We start from the raw sequence: 541 nt of genomic DNA on the forward strand, positions 1-541 counted from the left end.
AGTTCTTATAAGAATGTGAATCCTGATATTGATAAATCGTTCGTCGAAAATTAATATCAAAAACCGTGCGTCCTTAGCTCAGCTGGATAGAGTACCTGGCTACGAACCAGGCGGTCGGAGGTTCGAATCCTCCAGAGCGCGCCACTATTTAGGGTTTCTTCTATGAACCCCTGATATTGGGAATACCGATATCGAAAACTGCGCGTCCTTAGCTCAGCTGGATAGAGTACCTGGCTACGAACCAGGCGGTCGGAGGTTCGAATCCTCCAGGACGCGCCACTCTTTAGGGTTTCCTTGTGAACTCCTGATATTGGAAATACTGATATCGAAAACCGTGCGTCCTTAGCTCAGCTGGATAGAGTACCTGGCTACGAACCAGGCGGTCGGAGGTTCGAATCCTCCAGGACGCGCCACTATTTAGGGCTTCTTTCTTATGAGAATGAAATCCTTATATTGATACGTTGTGAGTAACAATGAATTGATATTAAAACCGTGCGCTCTTAGCTCAGCTGGATAGAGTACCTGGCTACGAACCAGGCGG

General features: G+C 47.5%; 3 tRNA genes. All 3 read left to right on the plus strand.

The annotated features are described in order from the left end of the window. Positions 1 to 67 precede the first annotated feature (67 nt). The 3 genes from A136_RS14885 (at position 68) to A136_RS14895 (ending at position 413) form a co-directional block, all read left to right on the plus strand. Positions 68 to 144, plus strand: a tRNA-Arg gene (locus A136_RS14885). A 58-nt stretch (positions 145 to 202) separates the two neighbouring features. After that, positions 203 to 279: transfer RNA gene (locus tag A136_RS14890), tRNA-Arg, on the plus strand. Between the two features lie 57 nt (positions 280 to 336). Continuing rightward, positions 337 to 413: transfer RNA gene (locus A136_RS14895), tRNA-Arg, on the plus strand. Positions 414 to 541: the final 128 nt, after the last annotated feature.

It is taken from the genome of Vibrio crassostreae 9ZC13, from assembly GCF_000272045.2.
Classification (GTDB): Bacteria; Pseudomonadota; Gammaproteobacteria; order Enterobacterales; family Vibrionaceae; genus Vibrio; species Vibrio crassostreae_C.